The organism is Acetivibrio clariflavus DSM 19732 (assembly GCF_000237085.1).
Taxonomy (GTDB): domain Bacteria; phylum Bacillota; class Clostridia; order Acetivibrionales; family Acetivibrionaceae; genus Acetivibrio; species Acetivibrio clariflavus.
Genome location: NC_016627.1, coordinates 4,356,997 through 4,378,386 on the forward strand (window position 1 = coordinate 4,356,997; position 21,390 = coordinate 4,378,386).

A 21,390-nucleotide genomic window follows, 5' to 3' on the forward strand; every position below is an offset into this window, starting at 1 on the left:
ATATATGGGATACCTGTGTTTTACATCTCATAAAAATCTCATTTCTACTTCCCGTATAAAAGCAGTGCCAGATGATTAAGCGCCTTGTCCTTCCTGCGGTACACCTGTGCTCTTTCAAGAAACAGCTTCTCTCCGATGTTTGCTACAGCTTCTGTCTTGCTCACATCATTAACGAAAAATTCTGTCAGTATAAACTGTTCTTCCTCCGACAGGGCTTCCCAAGCAGGCTTGAACCACTCCATATATTCTAATGCCCGTCTGTAACGTTCTTTCAACACATCAATCTCGTCAAGGCAAGCAGCAAGGCGTTCTTCACCGCTTTTGGGATTGTGTTTGCCCGGAACTCCGGTAATCTTTGCACTATGAGGGCTTGTCATACGGGTTTCAACTTCATATATATCCTCATCACTGTGTTCGATAATGTACTGCATGCTGCTGTAATCTTTTAAAGCTTCAACAGCAGCCGCTTTTTTATCTAAATACTGCCATGCAATCAGCATATCGCACCTCCAAAAAATCAAGATAAAAAACCTTGATCTTTGAAGCAGTGTGCTTTTTTGCGTTGCTTTGCAGTGCTTGTTTCCTTGTTCGTTATGTCTTCGTTCTTTGCAGAAGGTCATACTTTTCCAGAATAACCTTCACCTCATCTACCAAATGGACAACCGCTGCCACTCCTCCGGCATTGAGGATTTTCCTTATAGTTGCTTCCTGCAGTTTTGTTGTCTTTCCCGATGGGGTTTTTACTTCAAAAGCTATAAACCGTCCATTTACACAGGCAATAATGTCTGGTATCCCCGCTGTCCCGTACATACCACCATGTTCCTTCCAACAGAAACACCCCGGTACTGTCTTTAAGTACCGCAGTACTTTAGTCACAATACTTCTTTCAGACATAACCGCTCATCCTCCAAAAATGTTACCTTTTTCCCTCTTATAACCTCGTAACGTCCAAAAAAGACATCTCATAAATCAGCTTCCCAAGCGCTTTTCAGGATTTTGTTACCTTGTTACCTCTTTTTGGGGTAGGTGTATACACAAATATTTTTATTTTTATATTTTTTAGTCTTAAAAAAGCAATGGTACTTTCGCGCGTATATATAAAGTTTAGGTAACAAAGGTAACATCGGTAACAAGTGGCTATTCACCAGCGTTTCGGGCGTTACCTTTTTGTTACCTTGTTACCTTTTTCAATACTAAAGAGGCTCAATATCTGTAATTTCAAAGCCGCTCACATCGCATCGCTCTTTCAATATCGAAAAATCAAGAGCCCACGCTTTCTTAGTTTCGTTCCCGAAACGCATCGTTTTATTGCTCTCCAGAAAAAAGTCACTTTGCCTCAATTGCTTCAGAAACTGGTTATACGGAAGACATTCACCTGTGATTGCATAATCGCGTCTGTACTTGGTATAGCGGTCATATACATCACAGAAACGAATCCCGATAACATTGCCTCCTTTATCAAAAGTGTAGTCTTGATTCGGAGCCAGTTTCATCCGGGCCATGATTTCCAGCGTCTGTTCTACAATAGTCTTGTTATTGCTGCCGCCATCCAGCAAGTACTCCTGCACACCGTTTTGAAGATATCGAATACATGTACCTTTGTTAATGGAAAACACTTCAGACCATGTAACATTAAGGAACTCACATAGTTTGTTTACTAGGCTCAGTCCGGCATAGCAACAGGCGAGATTATTGACGATACGAGATGGAAACTCATCAGATATCTCTGACTTTGCTTCCTCATACCACTTCTCTGCCTCAGCAACCGATACTCTGAGTGCTGTATCCAGCAGGCTCCGACCGAAGCTGCCAAGCAGATCCGCTTTTACACACAGCTTATAAAATGCTTGTCTATGGCTGGCTGGTTTTAAGTCCTTCTTGCTGAATAGCAATTCTATGCTCCGTTCTCTGATGGCCGCTTCATCCGGCGATTCCTCACCAGCTACAATAATAGGCGCCAACAGTTCATAAGTAACAGCACTTTGATCCGCCCTACCGCGGACACCTTCATGGCCGTCATATGCATCTCGAAGATGGTTGTATAAGGCATTTAGCCTTAACTTATCTATCTTTGAAGGCTTGAACTCATCCATCAACTGCGGTATCAGATTCGATGATGCAGATTCCTTCATCAGTGTAAATGCAGTAACCTGCGTAGCCGCGCGGATTTTGCTGCACGAAAATACCGGCAGAATAACCCGCTCCAATGTATTACTTTTTCCGCTGCCTTGTTCTCCGACAAGCAATAAATGAGGAAACTTGATGCCTGATTTTTTAAGATGCGGTTTGATAAAGCACCCGGCCACCCAGGCCATTACTGATACCGTTTTTATGGGCTCGTTATAGCTGAGGAGCCATTCACCAAGCATAATAAGCTGTTTCTTTGTCAATGGCTCAAAGGTTAGGATATCGGTTGTTATGCTTTTATACTTATCAAGCTGCACGATATCTTCAATCATGTTGCCTCCGGCTTCAATGGCACCATCCGTTGAAACATATACCATCCGCCCGCCATGCTCATAAATCCCAAGAGCCTTGACCCCTGTTTTCCTTACCCACTCCATTTCGGATATATAACCTTTCAGCAGTTCCAAATCTCCTTCTGAGCCAAAATAGCCTAAGGATATCGTCCGGCGGTTCAAGATATTTTTAAATTTTTGGATGTTATTGAAGTCGGTAGTCATAAATGTCTGGCGGTATATTTCATCACGAATTGTAATAAGATCAGCAGTCATCTGCGTTTCATCTTCTGATACAATCATCTCCACCGGTTGAATGATAAAATTTGTTATAGGATACACACTTTCGCCTCTGGTGCGGTAATACCTGCCCTCATGTTCAAAGATAACTGACTCGCTTTCGCGGCTGTATACGTTCTCTGTAACTTCAATGGCCTTATCCAGTGTCTCCTGCCCATATGTTGCTCCACTTGCATGATGTACCGTATCCCACTTTTCCCGGAATAACCCGGAATTTCTAAACAGCCTGTCCATCTGCTCTTTGTTTTTGCCTGACCAGAAAGCCAGCATACAGCAAAGAGCAAGGTCGGCTTCGGACTGGCTCGGATACCCTGCTTCCTGCCATTTTCCTTCCCATAGCAGATCAAATTCCTTATGGTTTTCGGCTGTCCGGGCTTTCTCCAGAATTTCTTCGTCTGTAAGCGGCTCTAGCTTAACCACCTTACGGTCTTTCTTGCTTTTTCCTCTCCGCTTTTTACTTTTGATATAATTCTCATGTATCCAGGCTAGAGCTCCATTATCTTCAGCAATGTAATCAGGAGTCCCTGGCAGTCGCTCGCCAGTCATTGTGAAGTATCTGCTGTGGGCATACATTTCAACGCCGGTTTTAGTGTTTTTATTGCCCTTAGCAGGCATCTCCCCTTTATAGAAAATATGAAGCCCAGTTCCTGAAGGGCTGATTTCCGTATAGGACGGAAACCGCTCAAGGATATCCTTGGCGGTATCGCTTAATTCCCCAGTGTTTTTGTCGCGGCAGTGATCTATGTCTATCCCTACTAAACCTCCGCTTTTTGCGAATACAAAACCTAATCCGGTATAGAGATATTGTTCTTTTGCCGCAATCGCATCGTCAAGGGTCGACCAGTCGTTTGGGTTAGTGCTTGAGGCTTTTCTACCGGTTAAGGGATTGTAAGGGATTTTACTGTCTCTTCCGTCCTTTGTGTTTGGTTCCAGACGCCAGCAGATCCATTGCTTCCGGTTTGCCAATTCTTTAGGGAATGAGATGCTCACTTACACTGCACCTCCTCGCATCGTTCATTAAAATACCGGATCGGAATGCTGCGCTGCTTTGCCTTTTCAATCTCAATGGACATCCCTTTAGTGATTTTTCTGCCAAATACCCACACTTCTGAGCACTTTGACATCAGTACCATGCCAAAGTACAAGCCCAGATTTCGCATTTGTTCATCATCGTCGTCCATAAACTGCGGAAACAAGAGGTGCGGAGCAATAGGTATGCAATTCCTGCTCACTGCAAAGCGGCAGTACCCCTGAGCCTTACGGATATTACGTTCTATATCTCCAGCATATGGGCTGCAGATAAATACCATCGGTCTGTAAGGCGCTTTCCTGGCCTCTCGCTCAATCCTAAGCAATGCTTCATAAGGTGTGGGGTCGTAATATCCTTCCGCGTTAAACTTGCTGATACTCATGGTATTACCCCCTGCCTATGCGCTTTTTTGTTCACGTTCGATTACAGGCAATATACCTTTCTTGTTTTTAAGAAGGTCATAGATAAATAGCCTTCCTTTTTGTGTCCAATATGTGTGCATTACGCTTCTTTCTGCATCAATAGCATGAGTCTTGGACTGCGTGTATCCTTGATCGGCGTACTCCTGATATAAAAGCCAGCAGTTTCCCATTTTGTACTGTACTCCAAGATCATGAAGCAGCTTATTGAAAGCGCGGCCAGACATTCCGTAATCCTTGGCAATCTTGCTGATCGGCACAAGGCTTTTATTTTGCAATATGAGATCATAATAGCTCGCTTTGGGCTTCAACTCACTGATAATCTGTTTATTCTTTGCATTCTCTATTTCTAAAGCTTTCCGTCTGTCGCGTTCTGCCTTCAGTTCAGAGAAAATCCTGATACCATACTCCGGATTAGAAATCATCTCTTCGATAACTTTATCTGTAGCATAAACTCCATATTTTCTGATCGTGGGCAGCACTTCATCAAAGACCCATCTTTCAAAGCGTTCAGCAGCAGGAAGTTTGCTACGTATAATGAGACGATATAGATTTCCCTCTGTAATATAAGTCCGTTCAACATGCTGTTCAGTCGAGACACCATATTGATTTGTAGTTAAGGTGACCCCGTCGTGTTTCACGACCCCGTCTGGTTTGCAATGGCGTTGTATCGCATCACGAGGGTTACTATATCCTAGCATCCTTGCACAATCCGTTGCAGGAAAGTATTCCTTTCCATCAATAACGAGTACTTTAAGTTCTCCAAATTCTGTATTCTTAAAAACCTGTAAATTAGTCATAATATCAATCCTCCATTTCTTTCATTTCTCCAAAATTTCTTCCTACCGAAGCCTCTGCCACAATAGGTACATCAAATTCAGGGAAGGGTTGTGTTTCCATACACTCTTTTATAAAAACAACTGCTTCGTCCACCTTGTCTTCCGGTAATTCAAAAACCAGCTCGTCATGTATCTGCAGCATAGGTTTCAGCCAAAGCCTTTCGGGAAGTCCACTGATGATGCGCCCACAGGCAAGCTTTAGAATATCTGCCGCTGTACCTTGAATAGGTGTATTTAATGCGCACCGCTCGGCAAACGACTTCTTGCCCCAATCTGATGACCGAATTCCCAGCAAGTATCTTCGCCTGCCCAGCCATGTTTCTGTATAGCAGCTTATAGCAGCCCGCTTTTTTACCTCATCCTGCCATTTGGCAAGACCGGGGTATCCGGATTTCAAGTTTTGAATGATGGTCTCACATTCGGACAAAGTTGGGTTCAGCCCAGCTTTAAATTTAAGTGTTCTCTGTAAGCCAGTAGGAAACAGGCCATAGAACACACCGAAATTGCAGTTCTTTGCAATGGTCCTACGCTCTTTATAATGTGGAGCATTTTTGTCTGCTGCCTCTTCAAAAGGAATGCGGTAAATAACAGAAGTGGTCTGAGCATGGATATCACCGCCAGTACGATAGGTTTCCAGCATACGTTTGTCCCTGCAATAAAACGCTCCGACGCGCAGTTCTATCTGTGAAAAGTCAAGGGATAAAAGAACCTTTCCGGCTGGCGAAATGATAAATTTCCGTACGCCTATTGGGTCATTGTCTTTCTGCGGGCAATTCTGCATATTCGGGTTTCTTGACGCAAATCTGCCTGTCTCTGTCCCCAGTGGCATAAGGTCCGGATGAATCCTGCCGGTATCCTCATCAATAAATCGAAGATAACCGTCTATATAGGTGGATTTGAGTTTGCCCCACTTGCGGTATTCCTGCACCAGTTCAAATAAGCGAGCAAGTTCAGGCCTGTTGGATTCACACCATCCTTTTAATAGGATCATGGTTTCATCATCGGCAGCTTCCTGATGTTTTGCGGTCGTTTTCATGACCGGAAGACCGAGATCCACAAAAAGATATTTTTTAAATGCTGAAGTTGAAGCATTTGCCCCAATCTCTACATTGCCGATAATTCCGGTAATCTCTTTTCTGATACTGACAATCTTTTCTGCGGCTTCCGCTTGTTTCTTCAGCATGGCTGACTTATCCACCAATATGCCGTTATACTTCATTATCCCGACATATACTGATGTAGGCGATTCTACCTCTTCCACAATAGTTCTGTGTTTGGGTAAAAATCTATCAAACCACTGATTGAAAACATGATACAAGCGAAGAGTGTAGTCGCTGTCAGCACAAGCGTAGCGGACAGTCTTCTCATCCTGAGGGTTCAATTCATCGAAAAACCGACCTTCAGTAACCGTTGAGAATTCTGTCATTTCTGCTTTGCAGAGTGCAGGTGCAAGCGTTTTTAATCCGCTGTCAGCAAGACTTCTGAACTCCCACTTGCTTTTTAATGTAAGTTGTGATGCTGCAATCGTGTCATAGCAAGGCTTTTGAAGGACGATACCTCTTGCGTAAAGGAACATAGACTCAAAAGCCAGATTATGAGCAACTTTTATTACATCTTTTGATTCGAATAGTAATTTCAGATAATCCCATATTGCCGCCTGGTTCTCTGCATTTCGCCCGCTACGATGTTTAAGTGGAACATATATAGCAGTCCCTTCTGATACTGAAAAACTGATCCCTGTAATATCTGCTTTATGAGCATCCAGAGCTGCACTTTTATCGTTCCTCCATTTATCGCGGGGTGACGTTTCAAAGTCGAAAGCAAATAGGACAGTGTTTTTCAGATACTCTTTTATTTCAGACAGCATATAAACACATTTGTATCCCATGCGGTTCTCCTTTCCGCCCTATCGGAGATGGAAGTTACTCTCCGATAGGGCCTTTGATCACTTAAGCGGCTCAGTAATTTCACCTGATTCAGGGTCTACATTTATTACCTCTTCACCGGCAGGTTCAGTGTCATGGCCGACTCGGGTACTGAATGCTTTGACCTGCTCGGAAAGCTTGGATATCAACGCATATTCGTCGGCGGTCAGATCCCGATCTACAGCAAACTGAGCCTGTGAATAGGTGATACCGCTTGAATTGGCCGCCTTTTTCAAAGAAAAGCGAGTAACAACGCTGTTTGATTTTTTGCCTTTAGAAAGCAGCCTTTTGATGTAGCGGGAAAACTCTTTCAACGATCCAGTAGGCAAAGAGAGTATTAACGGGAAAATTTCCCCTTCACGCAGTACATATATCCTACGGCGGTTTTTGCAGGCTTTGCTACCGTTTTCCCCTGAACCGAACTGATTATATGGGCATTTGGCACAGCTTCCCCCGGGGTCTCCTTCGCCGGTTATACCATCAAAGCTTCCGCAATCCGGTGGGTTACTGCCTCCGGTATACTTGTCCTTGTAGTATGCATAAAGTGGATGATGATAAAGAATTACCGCTGAGAATTCTTTGACAGTATCAGGTTCTCCGGGATTTTCCCCGGGTACTTCGAATACTGTGCTGCCTGCGGACGGGATTTTTATGCGTTCAAAAGTCATGTCAAGACCGTCAAGTTCTGATGCCATTGCCTCGTCAAGATTGAAATCAGCGAGCTGAAGAAAACCTGTATTTTCGTTAATAGTTACGAGTTCATTGTTTTTCATGCTTTTATACCTCCGTAAATATGAATTTGAAATGTAATCTATATCATTGTTCTTTGAAGCATTGTTCTTCGAACAGTTATTCCTTGAACATTGATATTGGAGCATTGCTTTCTGAAGCTATTTACCTTGCTGCTTTCCGCACAGTTACTGTTGTCTTTTCGAAGACATTCACAAGGCCTTTCAGCCAGTCCGGAAGCTCGTCCCCATTCTCCGCAATCTGTTCTTTAACAAATGCTGACAGGGAATTTGCATTGACTGTTTCATAGATGAGTTCTCCAAAGCCTTTACTGCGTAGTGCGTCAAACAGTTCCTCCTTCATGCCTGCGGCAGCACTGGCTCTTGTTGTCGTTGAAAGGCAGAACATTGTTCCTGCTCTTGTGAAGTTTTGCGTCTCACTGCTGATCATCAGCTCAGACAGGCGGTATTCAACATCGTCAATCTCTGCATTAATGCTTTTCAGTTCCTCTTCAACAGCCTTCTTTGCCTCGCGCAGCTCCTTAAGACGGTCAGCAAGTTCAAACATCGCATTATTGCTCACAGCTTTCACCTCCCTCTGGGGCAAAAGGATTTGCTCCTTTGCGGTAGTCGTCTATCAGCATTTTTGCAAGATCTGCCTTATTGCGCAGAGCAGTCAGGATTTTTGAGTCTACAGTACCCTTGGCGATAAGGTAGATATATGTGCAGCTGTTCTTCTGCCCAACTCTATGGATGCGGGCTTTTGTCTGCTCGAAATTCGACATGGAATAATCAAGGGAGTAAAATACCATTGTGCTTGCAGCGGTTAGCGTAATACCAAGGCCAGCAGTTGCAATCTGGCCTACAAACACCATGCAGTCGGGATCACATTGAAACCGGTTTACTTGCTCTTGGCGATCCTTTGTTGCCCCATAAATACACGCATAACTAATATTCTTTTTTTCCATCATCCTGCATATGGCATGGATTTCGGGGATAAACCTTGCTATGACAACCAGCTTATGTCCTTCTTGAATACTGCTTTCAAGGATATCTTCAAGAGCTTTCAACTTGGCATCACTGACTTGCTCGATTTTCCCACCGTCATCGCTTCCGATAAAGCCACCGGTTAATTGCGAAAGACGAAGCAAGCGTGTCAGTATGTTTGTAGCTGTTACTTCTCCTGCTGACAGCTCAGTATAGCTTTGTTTGACAAGCTCTTTATATTTCTTTAAAATGACAGGCTCAAGCTCCACATACCGCACAATGTCGGTGGTCTCCGGCAAATCCAGGCATTCGGCCTTGGTCGCCCGGAAGGCGACGCTGTGAAGCCTTTTCATTAAATCCTGCTCCATTGATTTTTTCAGCACCGGCGTGTGGTTGCCATAGCCGACCATGTCAAAGTACCTATTGCGGAATACATAGAAGCTCTGGCCAAATATTGCCGGGTTGAGGAATTTATACTGGCTGAATACGTCGATGGCTTTGTTGGTAATGACCGTCCCTGTGAGCAGCAGCCTGTACTTTGCCCGCGCGCCCAGCCGGTGCATGGCCTTGGAAGCCGCAATGTTATGGGTTTTAATCTTGTGGCCTTCGTCGGCGATGATCATGTCGGGGTTCCATGCGGACAGTTCCTTTTCCAGCCGCCACGCCGATTCATAATTGATCACCGCGACTTGCAGGGGAGAGCCGCGCATGTGCCGCATGGTATCGATCTTCTTTGCGGCGCTGCCTTCAAGAACAGCAAGGCTGTAATCGAAATCCGCGAATTTCTCGAACTCTTCCCGCCAAACACCAAGGATGGAGAGCGGGGCCACCACCAGAATCCTGTGGATTTTGCCAGTCTGATACAAAGCGCCGGCGACCGCAATGCTGGTTATGGTCTTTCCGGTGCCCATTTCCATGAGCAGAGCCGCGCCGGAAGATGCCATCCCGCTCGCCGGAATCAGGCCGAACTTGCCGCATACGAAATTGAAAGCGTCGATCTGATGCTTATACGGCGCGGCTTTAATCGGCATGGGCAGAAGCGGCTTCGGCTGTTCCATCCGTTTTGTCCCTCCCTTCGTCAGGCGGCTTTTCAAGCGTCGCCAGCTTTTTTGCCAGCCGTTTTGACACTATGCTGATGGCGGTCAGGATGCCTACCAGTTCTTCCGTCGTTTCCTCGCTCTGCGTCAAAGCGGCGTTCACGCTTTTTCTCATGTCTCTCACCTCCGTTTCGGGGCAATTAAAAACCCCCTCACAATCCAAAGGAAAGTTTGGGGGTGGTTGATAACCTTAAGTCATCAATTTTTTTAATTTTTCCAGTATGCGGTTACGGCGCTTATGTATGGCCGGTTGGGATACACCTATTTCACGAGCTATTTCGCGTTCCGACTTATCGTTAAAGAACAGCTCGTCAATCAGAACCCGCTCCTCCTCGGTCAGTTCCGAAAGCGCCTTGGACAGCATGTCTAATAACAGCTTGTCCTCGACGATCTCGTCAACCAGCGCCTGCCCGGAAGGAATCTCAAACCCCGCGTCCGCAAACGCTTCGAGCGAGAGCTCCTTTTCCGCGCGAACCTGCCTGCGCTTGCGCTCTCTCCAAGCAGGGCGCTTGAAGGCATAATATACTTCCTTGCTTACCGGAATTTGCCTGCCGTTTATTTCAATAAAATACTCCTTGTCCATCCATTTCCACCTCCTTTCCCGAAAACTCATGGGAAAGGAGGCGGGGAGGGCTGCGGCATCTCTGTAAAACAGCGCAAAGACAAAAGCGGCCGAGTTTACTGAAATCCGTAAACTCGGCCGCAAAAACTATTCTATCAAGCAGTGCCCTGCCTAAGGGTCGTCATCTCTTTTTGCGCTGTATTGTCTTTTTATACGGGGATGGAATCTTTTCCGGCGTATAGCTTTTGCCTTATGTATATTGGCAGAGAACCGCTTGATATTGCATGAAGTACATATCATACAATATCAACCTCTTAAGCTCCAACCTACACGGCAGCACCCGCCATACGCTCAGCTATTATTTAAGTCCGGCAGGTGTTGTCATGCCGAATTTTTCTTGTTTGCGCTTATGGATATTGCTTCATTTTTCCCTTGCGAAATATGGTACAATGTAGATTCCGCCTTTCTTTTTTTAAGATTAACGTTTGTTAACTATGTTTGTTTTATAATTTCTGTTCTGATTTTATTGTCGCGGCGACAAGCCGAATCAAGACAACAATTGAAACTTGGCGGTCTGATTTGGCATGTCCATGTGCATGAAAAGAGGCTTGAGTTTCTCCTATGCTTAAATAGCTGCACCGCCCTGCTCAATAATCCGGCACCTTTGCGCAACGTTGCCTCAGATTATAGATTTCATCAAGCCAATAAGTTGTTTGTCGGTTTCCTCATAACGTTCACGGCTTTTTTCTTCATCAACTTTGTCTTCAGTCTTGACAACATCTGCTTCTGCTTCAATGGCAATACCGACTCTGTTTTCCAAGTATATCAACTTCCTAACATGAGGTACCTTTGCATTTACATTGGTTGATGGATAAAAATCATCTATATGGATTTGTCCGTTTGGCTTGGTTACATTTTGGACTTGTTCCAGTTCTTCTGTGTTGAAATAATCTACTAAGAAATAAAAGACGCTGAAGCGGTTTTGAAATTCCAACGTATCTTTGTTGTAGTAATAATAGTCTGTACGGAATGCCATGACTTCACCAGTTGCGTCGTCCACCAAAACGCTTTGTGTTGTCGTATAATCCCCTTTGGGAAGAACAGGTGAAATAATAGATATATGCAGAACTGATTCTATACTATCTTTATTAAATTGTTGGTTATCCCAATGTGAACCGACACCCGGGTTTTTCTTTACAAACTGAAGCCAATTTTGAAAAAAATAGCTTGCCGGTACGTTTGCTTCATATGGTTGCCTAATAATCTGCGATATATCTATGTTATGATAAACTGCACTGTTTTGTCCTGTATTATCAAGATTAGTAGAAGAGGGAGCCTGAACGCTCGGCTGGTCTAATCCTTTTTCACTTGGGAGAATATTATTGTTATTGATATATGGCTGAACACCTATAAAAGCAATAACAACCACCACCACACATGCGGCAATGGAAACATATTTCCTGTTCAATCTAAAATTGAAAAAAGTAATTTTTGATTTCTCCCTAATTTTTTCTATTGTTTGAACTTCCAGCCGCGGTGGAACCTCAACGTCATCCAATCCTTTATGAAGTGCTTTTTCAATCGAGGTATTCATAATCCGACCATCCTTTCTCAGTTAATATTTCTTTGAGATAAATTTTGGCTCTATGCAATCTTGAGTTTACGGCAGGCTCTGTTAGTTTAAGTATTCTCGCAATTTCTTTTGAGGTATAGCCGTAATAGTATTTAAGCAATATTACGTCTTTATAATCCAAAGGTAATGTAGTTATAATTTGATAAAGCTCATCATATTCATCATATTTTGCAGCATCAATGCAATCGTTGCAGTCGAGAAGACTTTCGTCTGTACTATTCCTTAACGAACGGCTTTTTAGAAAATCTTTACACGTATTAATGGCAATTCTTGTCAGCCATGTTTTAAACTCGGATTTGCCACGAAATGTAGAGCGTTTCCTTATTAGTTTAATAAAGACTTCCTGAAAGGCATCTTCCGCGTCCTGACTATTGCGTAGATAATAACGGCATATTCTTAAAACATCTTTTCCATAAGTCTTAACTAAACATTCAATATCATCAAAATCATTCGCCATTAACCTGCACCCCGATCGGCTGCGTTCCAATAAACGCTCTCCAATTCTACTAAAATATCCCTATTTTATATTAGACGATAACAAAATCGTTTTTCATTCGTAATAAGTCATAAAAATCGCCGCAACCCAAATTAAGGATTGCGGCAATTTTTATTGTAAAACAATAATTATTCAAGCCTTTATTTGATACTGTAAGAGAACGTTTCAAGCACTTCACCACTATTAGCGTCAATTACAACATTTTGATCTGCATACACTGTACCGCCGGCCATCCCTTGTTTCTGTAACGTGACGCCATGATATGTTACAATCCATACAGGGTAATCTTTTAATGTAATATTAGATTCAGGCAATACAGGCGTTTCTGTATCGGTGAATTTTGCTGATACGGCAGTAATTGACTCTGCTTTCGTGCTTATTTGTTTGCCGACACTCTCATTTGCCTTCTTAACTGCAGTAGTCTTATCCAATTTTACCGCTTCAGTCAGTGCTTTAACCTCAAAGCCATGATTCTGAAAGTTTGTATTCTCCGTTAATATATTTAAAGAATCACTGCTCAAGGATGCGGAATCAGGCAAGGTTGTAGTTTCAGAGGTAGCCGGAACTGATTGCTCTGGAACATTATTGTTATTTGTACTTGCGAAAGCCCCGGCAGCCAAACTCACTGTGAATACTGATAATACAGCAATAGCCGCAGCGAGCGCAATAATTTTTTTCATGAAATTTCACTCCTTTTTTGTTAATAGCGCAATATTGTTGTTATATTAATACCGTGAGTCCCAAATTTCCCACTCCGTAGAGCCACTTGTTGAGATGTTATTTCTCATTGTTGAAAGATCTCCATATCCCGAACCTAAACTTGAAGGATTGTAGCATGTTGCAGATACCCACGAATTAGATGTGTTTTTATATTTTGCATTACCCATTGTTACTGGGTTTGCCACTGAGCCGGGGCATTGATCGTCTTCGTCATGAGTTTCTCCAAAAAATTGGACCATGCTCCTAGTGAAAGGAATAGTGGAGAGAGAAACCGTTCCATAAGAAATCCCGTTAATCTTAAAATACATTGTTGTACTATCGCAACCAACCATAAAGTCATTATGACTACCCGCCGTTGCTGTCCCTAACGTTTTTTGATACCAAACACCACCAGGCTCATAGTTATACTCATAAAAGTATTTGGGAGCGGTATAGCCTGAAAACTTCACCCAACCTACCTGTGCATACGAATCAGTTCCATTGCATGTCATGGCCCATGCGGATACAGAAGAATCCTCGGATATAGTAGGATTTTGGGTTTCAATTGTTAAAGCTGCTCCATTGTTACTTACAGTTTTCCATGCTCCATTAAAATAGAATCCAGTCCAAGCAGATGCCTTTAATGGTGCAATGACAACTGCCAATAATAGGAACATACTAATTAAGACGCTCACTAATTTAGCGTTCTTGTATTGCACTGTTCTTGACATCGTATGTAACCTCCTCACCAATTAAAAAAATTAATATGGTTTTTTGCTTGTGATAGTGTTATGGAATAAAACAATGGTATCATCCCCTTTAAAAAAGTCTTTGTTGTCTCTATTGTATTTGACGATTAGAAAACCATTTTTCTTTCCGTAATTTTAAAAAAATAAATTAATATTATTTAAAGTCTGAGTAAAGCGATGCGTTTCAGGCCTTTTCATTGAGTTTTAAATTGATGTATTTATTCCCGCGAAACACATCAAACCATTTCAAACCTCGTCTTTTCCGTCTACACAACCCCTCCCGCCGGAAGCCGCCCCGAAAGGCTGTGGATGTGTTTCCACAAATAATCACACACATAAAAATACAGGGTTTCCCGGCATCTCCGCCGCCAAAAAGCACATTTTCGGCAGATGGCAAATCACCTGAAAGCCCTGTATTCAGGCCGTTTTTCAGGCGCTTATTTGTTTTTTACATTTGTCATCAATGTCACGCACTCAACATGGCTGGACCAGGGGAACATGTCAACCGGCTGAACCTCCAAAACCTCATATCCCCTCTCGGACAAAAACGCCATATCTCTCGCAAGAGTTGCCGGATTACAGGACACATACACAATTCTTTCGGGTGACATATTGACAAGAGTATCAAGTACCACCCCATCACATCCTTTACGAGGCGGATCGACTACCACTACATCCGCCCTTATCCCCTTATCATACATGTCGGGAATTATTTTCTCTGCCTCTCCAACTATAAATTCCACGTTATCAACACCGTTTAATTTCGCATTTTCCTGTGCGTCCCTTATGGCATCTTCTACAACTTCAACGCCGTAGACTTTTTTTGCCTTCTGGGATAAAAACAATGAAATGGTACCAATACCGCAGTATAAATCAAACACCGTCTCTTCGCCTGTCAAACCTGCGTACTCTAATGCCTTATTGTATAAAAGTTCAGTCTGTACAGGATTTACCTGATAAAAAGACAATGGTGATATTTTAAATTTAAAATTTCCAATGTAATCGGTTATGTTCTCTTCACCGAATAGCACTATATTTTTTGAACCTAAAATAACATTGGTATTTGCTGTATTTATATTCAATACAATGCTTTTTATCTGGGGCATTTCTGCGGTAAGCCTCTTTACAAGAAGATCCTGCTTGGGCAAGGTATTTCCGTTTATTACAAGCACCACCATCATCTCTCCGGTTTTAAAACCTACCCGGGTCATAATATGACGAACCAGGCCTTTACCTGTAGTTTCATCGTATATACTGATTTTATTCTCTTCCAAAAACCTTTTTACAATGAGTTTTGCTTTATCGCAATCACTATGTTGAATTAAACACATATGAGAATTGACAATATCATGGGATCTTTTGGCATAAAACCCCACAACCAATTCACCCCTCTGTATCCCTACAGGAAACTGGGCTTTATTACGATAATTAAAGGGATTATCCATGCCAATGGTATCATGAACCACTACACCTTGAAGGCCACCAATTCTTCTTATATTCTCTGTAACCAGATCAGTTTTAAATTTCAATGTCGCATCATAGCTCATATGTTGAAGACTGCATCCGCCGCATCTGTTGTACACTTTGCATAGCGGCTCAACTCTGTCGGGTGAAGCTTTTAAGATCTTTACAAGTTTACCCACGGCATAGTTCTTCTTAACTTCAATTATTTTTATCTCAACTTCTTCTCCCTTTATCGGGCCATCGACAAAAACCGTAAAGTTATCAATTCTGCCCACTCCCTGACCTTCATGTGTCATTCCGCTGATTTCAATTTTATATACTTCATTCTTCTTAACGGGAACCAACTTTTTACCGCCTCTCACTAATACTATTGTTATCTTTCCTGTTAAAATAAATTTTAGAAAGACTAAACCATATATTAAAATTCAAAATGATAATTTCAAAAGTTTTGAAATTGACAAAAAACATAAAATTTTATTTGTTTTATATTATATTAGTCTTTATTGTAAAAAACAATTTTAAGCAAAAAAATAGTCCCATTAGGGACAAAATATTGAATCAGTTTGCCTTATTGTTAATTATTGCTGATTGCATAAATTTATAAACATAAATTTCCATAAAAATGTTCAACTGCATTAACAGAAACAACTTTAAATTCCATGCAGTTGTCTATGAAAGTATGATATAACTGCAATAACAGCAAATATACAACAATAATTTAAAACCAGATTCATAAGTCTCTTTAAGAACTTCTATAAATTTTCTTCCGGCTGATATAAGGCAACAAATCAATACATACAAACAAAAGAGCCTTTATCATCAAGTATGCAGCCCATATGTCCGTCCTGTGTTTCATGATTTTTTATCTCATTTGCAGTATCTTTAAAATCCTTTCTTTTTTGCATCTATGAAAAAAAGATGATAGACGATATCAATATACCCTTCATTTAATATGCTATTGTGAATGTACATGAGTTCTTTTTCATATTTCTTGGCTGTAAACTCTGGAAATACCCAGGGAAAAGCTTTAATATATATACCCAATGCTCCAACGTCATAAAATCTGATAAAACTTATTTCCTCAATTGAATTTACAATTTCAAAATTGTTTTCCTTCAATTCCTTTTCTGCATAGTTTAAATTCCAGTTTGAAATTTCCAAACCCTTGTTATCAAGTAACTGTATCAAATTCACAATAGTCAGGCTTCCGACTTGCTGTGTAATAAAGTGTGCATCGTCTGCTAAAATACGATATATTTCTTGTGAGCAATATGACTCATGCCTATCTATAATTAAATCGAAAAAGTTATCATCAAAAGGCAACTTACTATTTTCTTCATTTCCATCAACCTCTATTACCCGTATTCCGAGAGGCTCAAGTTTTTTCCTTGCAATTTCCACATTTGGCTTATATCCTTCGGTTGCATAAGTCTCTTGGGGCAGAGGTGTAAACTTTGACAATCTTTCTCCCCCACCTGTTCCTAAATCCAATAGCCTTTTGACATTATATAAATATGGTTTTATCTTGTTAAAATAGTTCCACTTTACCGGCACTTCCTGCATTCTGCCTGTTTCCAAAATATAAGAAAAATCCCATCCGGAAAAATTATAATTATCGATTTCTTCCATTAGTTGTTCAAAATAGTCCATAATTATCCCACCTATTTAATCAAATATTGCATTGTCATTCAATTGCAGCTGTCTTGTCAATATGCTCATTGCGTCTTAAAACTTCGCAGTTCGCCAAATTTTATTATCCTAATATATTAAGATTATTTATATCTTTTTTTCTATATAGGATATAAAATTTTATTCCTTTATATTCTATTCGTCATGTAGTGAAAAAAAACTGTCATTCAATTAATGATTCCATCATATCGATACTTTGTATACCCTTCGTAATAAAACAAATGAATCACACTTCTATATTTTGCAGGCAAGGATAGAATTGCTTCCATGTATCATCACCAAATAATCTCCTGCTCTTTTCACTCAGCTTCCCTGGATTATGATTTAAATAAATTGAATTGTTCCGCTGAATATATAAAATACTTCTGGTCTGAGTGACTCCCAATATTGAATAAAAAAGCTACTGCCACATAGCCATCATGTGAATTATACACAATGTGCATTTATCTCTTTCTTTAAAAAACGGACATATTCCTCTCGGAGTATGTCCGCTAAGCGAGATAAAGCCTGAATTTTTTTCAACTTATGATAATTTTTAATAATTTATTCGCCTAAGTATTATGCTTTTGAGCCAAAATAACTTGTATATATTGGGATTATATACTCTTTTGACTCATAATTCAGTCTGTTAATCTATCGTTTAATTAGAATAGAGAACTGTCCCCTGTTCTATTTCTTGTGTAAATGAGCCAAAGGCCATTATCATTTAATCTTTTTACCTCATTCAAATTAAAAGATTTTACCGGATCAATTATCGATCCATAATTCCATGTTTTAAAAAGCGGTGCAGCACAGTCATTGCATTCAGCTACAGGTACTACAACCAGGCTAATTTCATCAATCAAATCCTCCTCTAAAAAAGATCCGTTGGTAATCGCGCCACCCTCCAACAGAAGTCTTTCTATGCCGAACAATTTCTTAAGCTTATTCAGGACAATTTCCAGATCCAACTCGTTCTTTCCACCAAAAATATAGGAAATGCCCTTCTCCTGCAAATATGCCAAAAAGGTGTCAGGAACATCTTCTGACAGCACTTCTATGATATGTGCACCATCATATCCTTCGTCTGAATCTGAAATAGCACCGCTATTCCACCAGAGTCTTCCCTTCGGATCTAATGCAACTGCATAAAACGCAGATTTTCTTGTAATATGATCTTTCCTGTCAATAGGAAGGCCCTCATAATGCTTATATTGTACAGGCGGTTGAGGAAAACCGCTTTCCATCGTAATCCTGCCGCAGAGAAATCCATCTGCACCATATTCCCTATGTATTTTGAAATATTCCTCAACAAATTTACCGTATTCGCTTCTCTCTAAAAAGTCTCCGGTGACTTTTCCGTCCAGAGACATTACCATGTGGCATATGACATATGGTCTGTCCATAACCCGCCTCCCACTCATTTAAGCACATTACATACTTCATCGTCTGCTTTCATTAACGATAATTCTTTCATAACTTTAAATACTGCATTAAATATTTTCCATTTGCTGGTTAACTGCATCTTCACTATCAGCCATTGCTTTAAGTGTCATGTCAAGCAGTTTATCCAGTTCCCATCCCAACTGATTCGCACCACGCTCGATTACCTCTCTCGAGCATCCGGCTGCAAAGCCTTTACTCTTGTACTTCTTTTTAAGAGACTTCAGTTCCATGTCCTTAGTACTTTTTGAAGGACGCATAAGAGCTGCTGCCCAGATAAGTCCTGTTAACTCGTCTACAGCAAAGAGTACTTTTTCCATCTCATGTTCAGGAGCAACATCAATTGTAACTCCACTTCCTACTGTAATTCCGTATCCGTGAGAAACAACACTATGGATAATGTCTTCACTGACACCAGCCTCACGGAGCAGTTCCGGTGCCTTAATACAATGTTCCTCCGGATATAGTTCGAAGTCGATATCATGCAGTAATCCGACAATTCCCCAATATTCTGCATCCTCACCATATCCCAATTCTTTGGCAAACCACTTCATAACAGCCTCAACCGTTAATGCATGCCGAATATGAAAAGGATCTTTATTATATTTTTTCAATAAAGAAAATGCCTCATCTCTTGATATATTTCCCATTGTCAAACCTCCTTAGCAAATATACTCTTGATATAATAAGAAAATCTAGGACTTAGCACCGGATTTACCTTAAATGCCAAGCGTAGATTTCCATTCGTCCTCCTTAAAGCCTACCAGAGCAAAGTCGTCACCGATGAGAATAGGACGCTTTACAAGCATACCGTCCGACGATAACAAGCTATATTGCTCATCCTCGCTCATTTCAAGAAGCTTGTCCTTCAACTTAAGTTCCTTATACTGTAATCCGCTGGTATTAAAGAACTTCTTTAGCGGCAGACCGCTCATTTTATGCCAATCCTTCAATTCCTCAATCGAAGGATTACTTTCTTTGATATTCCTTTCCTCAAAGGCAATCCCATTTGCTATAAGCCACTTCTTGGCTTTTTGGCAGGTAGTACATTTAGGGTAACATACAAATATCATAATCCGCCTCCGTTCACTATTTAATAACTCTATACTATATTTTTGCAGTCTATTCAATGACATTAACTATTATAAATAATTATATCAACTGTTTTTCAAAACATTCAATTGTCTTTCCCCTTAACTTCTCTTATTTTTACTCTAATCCACTTTCCTTCGCCAAATATCTCAGATACTTTCTTCACAATATGGCTGTCTTTCAACTGAAAATTAACACAGCAAAAACCCCTTGAAATCCAAGAGGTTCATAGATTCTTTTCTGTTCCTTGTCATATATTTATTTAAGAATATCCGCAACTACATCCTTTGGAATTGTAAACTCTACCGTTCCCACATATGCAGGTGCGACTTCGCCTTCATTGAAGCAAATTACAATTTCTCCATTTCCATTAATATAAAATGATGTTTCATCGGTAATTTCATTAAAATTCCACTCCGGATATTCCTCATTGTCAATCCAGTATTTGATACTGTCATCTGCAGCCATCTGCTCTCTCATCTGTTTTTTGATATTTTCACTTATTATACGCCTATAGTCGCTGCCTTCCTTGAATAGATCCGCTAATTCCACCTTTTTTCCTGTGTTGAGATCAATTGTATAAAAATGATTCTCCTCATAACCGCTTCCCGCAGCCCAGAAGCAAATCAGCTTTAATGTGAAATAGTCTTCTGTAGTGGCAATTACTTCTGAGTCAATCATAATATTATGATAGCCTTCATTTTCCATATTTGATTTGAATTCTTCAATCCACTTGTTTGCAATTTCACGGATCTCGGCATTAATTTCATCAGCTGTTTTTTTACCCGCATCGGTAGAGGAATTGTCTGTACTCCCCTCCGTCGATATCTCAGGTATAACAACATCTGCAATATTTCTTTCATCTTCATAATGATAGTCTCTAAAGGTGATTACCTTGAAAAATCCTCCCAACACCGGAATATTTTCCATAGCATGAGCTACTGCACTTGATATATTGGGCAAAATTAAGATTGCAAGCACTGCAGCTGCAGCAATAGCCAATCTCATATATGATCTCTTTTTGGACAATAATCTCTTTTCCTCCTTTCCTTTTTCCATTCGCTGTTTCATCTTGCAAATATCCTTGTCACTCATCATTGGTTTTTCATACTGTTCCTTTAATAATTTTAAAATTTTGTCATCATTATTGGGCAAGTCAGTCATCTCCTTTCATATCCAAATCATCCATTTTACATCTAAGTTTTTTCAGGCCTCTATATAATCTGCTTTTTACAGTACTTAGATTTTCACCAAGTATATAGGCAATTTCATCGAGCTTAAGATCTTCAAAATATTTCAACTGAATAACCGCTTTATCATTGTCTGGCATAGAATCCAATGCTCTCATTAAATCTATATTTTCATATTTATCTTCAACCTGAAGGTCTATAAAATTTCCATCATCAATAGACTTAGTTTTCTTTGTGTTTAATCGTTTATAGATTTCATTCATCATAATCCTGTACACCCAGGTTTCAGCATATTCAATATGTTTGAGAGAATTACTGTTTTTAATTGCTTTGTATGCACCTTCCTGAACAATATCCGCAGCATCTTCTTCATTATGTACAAAACTCATTGCCATTCTATAGTAGCTGTTATATTTTTTCAAAATGGTTTGCTCAATTTTTTCTTCCTGTTCATTTCCGAGATGAGACACGAAAAATTTACCCTCCTTTATCGTGTGTCTATATATTAGATTTTTTGAAAAAATAAATAGTTTCATTTACTCCAGCCAATATGTTTATTTTTTAATTATAAAAATAAACACACTAATTTTAGTGTGTTTGCTTTTTACAG

The 21,390-nt window shown here is 40.6% G+C and carries 22 protein-coding genes; all 22 read right to left on the reverse strand.

From position 1 onward, the window contains the following. Positions 1-44 precede the first annotated feature (44 nt). Positions 45-500 carry a hypothetical protein gene (locus CLOCL_RS18280; protein WP_004400053.1) on the reverse strand — a complete coding sequence of 152 codons (456 nt, stop codon included), beginning with the start codon at positions 498-500 and terminating at the stop codon, positions 45-47. Positions 501-591: 91 nt separating this feature from the next. Next, positions 592-894 (reverse strand): VRR-NUC domain-containing protein, encoded by a 303-nt coding sequence (locus tag CLOCL_RS18285; RefSeq protein ID WP_014256696.1) that lies wholly within the window; start codon positions 892-894, stop codon positions 592-594. Positions 895-1,193: 299 nt separating this feature from the next. Beyond that, complete coding sequence (locus CLOCL_RS18290) at positions 1,194-3,749, reverse strand: phage NrS-1 polymerase family protein (RefSeq protein WP_014256697.1); 2,556 nt, start codon at positions 3,747-3,749, stop codon at positions 1,194-1,196. Then, entirely contained in the window at positions 3,746-4,171 is a 426-nt protein-coding gene (locus CLOCL_RS18295) for a DUF7768 domain-containing protein (RefSeq protein ID WP_011838167.1), read from the reverse strand. The genes CLOCL_RS18290 and CLOCL_RS18295 overlap by 4 nt, the downstream gene beginning before the upstream one ends. Positions 4,172-4,186: 15 nt before the next feature. Next, positions 4,187-5,008, reverse strand: a complete 822-nt coding sequence (locus CLOCL_RS18300; RefSeq protein ID WP_014256698.1) for a phage antirepressor — start codon at positions 5,006-5,008, stop codon at positions 4,187-4,189. A gap of 4 nt (positions 5,009-5,012) precedes the next feature. After that, positions 5,013-6,935 (reverse strand): bifunctional 3'-5' exonuclease/DNA polymerase, encoded by a 1,923-nt coding sequence (locus tag CLOCL_RS18305; RefSeq protein ID WP_014256699.1) that lies wholly within the window; start codon positions 6,933-6,935, stop codon positions 5,013-5,015. Positions 6,936-6,992: 57 nt separating this feature from the next. Further along, entirely contained in the window at positions 6,993-7,745 is a 753-nt protein-coding gene (locus tag CLOCL_RS18310; RefSeq protein ID WP_014256700.1) for a hypothetical protein, read from the reverse strand. Between the two features lie 121 nt (positions 7,746-7,866). After that, the gene (locus CLOCL_RS18315) at positions 7,867-8,268 is read right to left on the reverse strand and encodes a gp33 family protein (protein ID WP_476691464.1); all 402 of its coding nucleotides are present in this window, start codon (positions 8,266-8,268) and stop codon (positions 7,867-7,869) included. Between the two features lie 4 nt (positions 8,269-8,272). Beyond that, positions 8,273-9,745 (reverse strand): DEAD/DEAH box helicase, encoded by a 1,473-nt coding sequence (locus CLOCL_RS18320; RefSeq protein WP_041715287.1) that lies wholly within the window; start codon positions 9,743-9,745, stop codon positions 8,273-8,275. After that, positions 9,708-9,899, reverse strand: a complete 192-nt coding sequence (locus CLOCL_RS21790) for a hypothetical protein (protein ID WP_014256703.1) — start codon at positions 9,897-9,899, stop codon at positions 9,708-9,710. Before CLOCL_RS21790 ends, CLOCL_RS18320 begins: the two co-directional genes overlap by 38 nt. A gap of 75 nt (positions 9,900-9,974) precedes the next feature. After that, positions 9,975-10,367 (reverse strand): RNA polymerase sigma factor, encoded by a 393-nt coding sequence (locus CLOCL_RS18325; protein WP_014256704.1) that lies wholly within the window; start codon positions 10,365-10,367, stop codon positions 9,975-9,977. A gap of 658 nt (positions 10,368-11,025) precedes the next feature. Then, positions 11,026-11,940, reverse strand: a complete 915-nt coding sequence (locus tag CLOCL_RS18330; RefSeq protein ID WP_014256706.1) for a hypothetical protein — start codon at positions 11,938-11,940, stop codon at positions 11,026-11,028. Continuing rightward, positions 11,924-12,436: an RNA polymerase sigma factor gene (locus CLOCL_RS18335; protein WP_041715289.1), complete on the reverse strand. Its 513-nt coding sequence runs from the start codon at positions 12,434-12,436 to the stop codon at positions 11,924-11,926. The genes CLOCL_RS18330 and CLOCL_RS18335 overlap by 17 nt, the downstream gene beginning before the upstream one ends. Positions 12,437-12,615: 179 nt before the next feature. Further along, on the reverse strand, positions 12,616-13,155 hold the full coding sequence (locus tag CLOCL_RS18340; protein WP_014256708.1) for a peptidase: 540 nt from the start codon (positions 13,153-13,155) through the stop codon (positions 12,616-12,618). A gap of 45 nt (positions 13,156-13,200) precedes the next feature. Then, positions 13,201-13,905, reverse strand: coding sequence for a hypothetical protein (locus CLOCL_RS18345; protein WP_014256709.1), 705 nt, complete (start codon positions 13,903-13,905; stop codon positions 13,201-13,203). 455 nt (positions 13,906-14,360) lie between these two features. Next, positions 14,361-15,731, reverse strand: coding sequence for a 23S rRNA (uracil(1939)-C(5))-methyltransferase RlmD (gene rlmD, locus CLOCL_RS18350; RefSeq protein WP_014256711.1), 1,371 nt, complete (start codon positions 15,729-15,731; stop codon positions 14,361-14,363). 538 nt (positions 15,732-16,269) lie between these two features. Further along, positions 16,270-17,037, reverse strand: a complete 768-nt coding sequence (locus CLOCL_RS18355) for a class I SAM-dependent methyltransferase (protein ID WP_014256712.1) — start codon at positions 17,035-17,037, stop codon at positions 16,270-16,272. A gap of 683 nt (positions 17,038-17,720) precedes the next feature. Further along, entirely contained in the window at positions 17,721-18,461 is a 741-nt protein-coding gene (locus tag CLOCL_RS18360) for a RibD family protein (RefSeq protein WP_014256713.1), read from the reverse strand. A gap of 87 nt (positions 18,462-18,548) precedes the next feature. Next, positions 18,549-19,148, reverse strand: coding sequence for an HDIG domain-containing metalloprotein (locus tag CLOCL_RS18365; protein WP_014256714.1), 600 nt, complete (start codon positions 19,146-19,148; stop codon positions 18,549-18,551). A 69-nt stretch (positions 19,149-19,217) separates the two neighbouring features. Then, positions 19,218-19,571, reverse strand: a complete 354-nt coding sequence (locus CLOCL_RS18370) for an arsenate reductase family protein (RefSeq protein WP_014256715.1) — start codon at positions 19,569-19,571, stop codon at positions 19,218-19,220. Between the two features lie 277 nt (positions 19,572-19,848). Then, positions 19,849-20,745 carry an RsiV family protein gene (locus CLOCL_RS18375; protein ID WP_014256716.1) on the reverse strand — a complete coding sequence of 299 codons (897 nt, stop codon included), beginning with the start codon at positions 20,743-20,745 and terminating at the stop codon, positions 19,849-19,851. A gap of 1 nt (position 20,746) precedes the next feature. Continuing rightward, the gene (locus tag CLOCL_RS18380; RefSeq protein WP_014256717.1) at positions 20,747-21,250 is read right to left on the reverse strand and encodes an RNA polymerase sigma factor; all 504 of its coding nucleotides are present in this window, start codon (positions 21,248-21,250) and stop codon (positions 20,747-20,749) included. Positions 21,251-21,390 lie beyond the last annotated feature (140 nt).